This is a genomic window from Micromonospora sp. MP36 (assembly GCF_008119785.1).
Classification (GTDB): domain Bacteria; phylum Actinomycetota; class Actinomycetes; order Mycobacteriales; family Micromonosporaceae; genus Micromonospora.
Map to the genome: position 1 here is coordinate 1 of NZ_VSFA01000243.1, position 1,778 is coordinate 1,778.

General features: G+C 66.6%; 1 protein-coding gene. It reads left to right on the forward strand.

Annotation, left to right across the window (positions count from 1 at the left end):
* The first annotated feature begins 115 nt into the window (after positions 1-115).
* Positions 116-1,732 carry a hypothetical protein gene (locus FXF52_RS40950; protein WP_148805008.1) on the forward strand — a complete coding sequence of 539 codons (1,617 nt, stop codon included), beginning with the start codon at positions 116-118 and terminating at the stop codon, positions 1,730-1,732.
* Positions 1,733-1,778: the final 46 nt, after the last annotated feature.

Below are 1,778 nucleotides of genomic sequence, written 5' to 3' on the forward strand. Positions count from 1 at the left end.
CATCCAGTGAGGCTTCGCCTCGGACCGCCGAGGTGGGTGGTTGCTGCAGGTAGTGACGTGCAGGTCGTTGAGCGCCACCCTGGATGCCATCGACGCTGGTCGTGGGAGGTGTCCGATGGCGGCTTCGGTGGTCACGGTCAATGATTTCCTTGACGGGCATGTGGGGTTGGACATCGAGTGTCTGGACCGCATCTACCTCAACGGGTACGTGCCTAACCTTCAAGTTGGAGGGCAGGTCGTCACGTTCCTGACCCGGCACTTGGGCAAGCCGATCCCGTCACCTGCGGTGTTCGAGCAGATCGGCGGCCGGTTCCGCCGGGCGGTAACCAAGTTCGCCGCAGCGGGCGACATCCCTGTCGTGCGTTTCGACAAGGACGACCGGAAGATCGACGTGATGCGCCCCTACCAGGATCGGCTTGCGGCGCAAGGACGCTGCGGAGTGGCCGCGATCGGGGTGGCGCAGGAGTTCCAGCCGGTATGGACCGCCTACCAGCGTGACACCCGCGCCACAGACCTGCCGCAGTTCACCTTCGCCAAGGCCCAACGGCGGGTGACCTGCTACTACTTCTACCTCGTCGACGAACAGTTCGGTCCCGGCTTCGTGAAGATCTGCTCCTACTTCCCCTACCCGATCAAGGTGTGGGTCAACGGCCACGAGTGGGCAAAACGGCAGGCCACCAAGGCCGGGATCGGGTTCGCTGAGCTGTCCAACGGGTTCGCCTCCTGCACCGATCCGGCCGCGCTGCAGGCCATCTGCGACCAGCTGGGGCCTGCCCAGATCCAGGCGTTCTGCCACCGCTGGCTCGACGCGCTGCCCACCCCGCTATCCGAGGTCGACGAGGTGGGCGGCTACTGGTGGGAGTTCTCCATGCGCCAGATCGAGACCTCCCGCACCATCGTGTTCCACGCCCCCCGCCACGCCCGGGCGTTCTTCGAGGCCCTGGTCGCCGACAACCTCGACGTCGGCCGACCGGACACCGTCGAGATCATCTTCGGCCGGCAGATCCGCACCGGCCCGAAACGCGCCACCCCCGGGGTGTTCAAGACCAAGGTCGTCACCCGCGGTGTCGACGTCACCGTCAACGCCCTCTACCGCCACTCCCGCATCAAGCAGTACCTCAAGGACGGCCGGGCGCTGCGCATCGAGACCGTCATCAACTCACCCACCGACCTGCGGGTCGGGCGCCGTCTGCACCACCTCGACGAACTACAGGGCAAGGCCCGTGCGATCAACAACCGGCTCCTCGATACTGAGCGGGTCGGTCAGGGCTGTGTCCTCGCGAGCCCAGCCTTCGCGCGGGTCGCGCACCCCACCATCGAGGAGGGCAGGAGGGCCCCGGCCCTACGGTTCGGCGACCCTCGGGTCATGGCCCTGGCCGGCGCCCTTACCACCTGCGTGCACGCCGTCACCGGTCTGTCCAACCGAAGCCTTCGCGCCCTCATGACCGGACTGCACGGCGCGCCATACTCGATCGGCCAGGCCAGCTACGACCTGCGCCGGCTACGCCTCAAAGGCCTCATCGCCCGCCAGCCGCACTCCAACACCTACACCCTGACCCCCGACGGGCTCCGCTTCGCGATCTTCTACACCAAGGTCCACAACCGCATCCTCACCCCGCTGCTGGCCGCCGACCAACCACCCGCACCGCCACCCCTACGGCAAGCGCTACGCACCATCGACCAGCACCTCAACGACCAGCTCACCCGAGCACGCCTACCGGCCGCCCGATGAAAACTTGGCTCAACCGTCAAAACCCCAGAAACCAAGCGAACGCTAG

Coding starts and splice junctions, on each gene's coding strand:
- FXF52_RS40950 (WP_148805008.1), top strand. CDS start 116: ATGGCGGCTTCGGTGGTCACGGTCAATGATTTCCTTGACGGGCATGTG.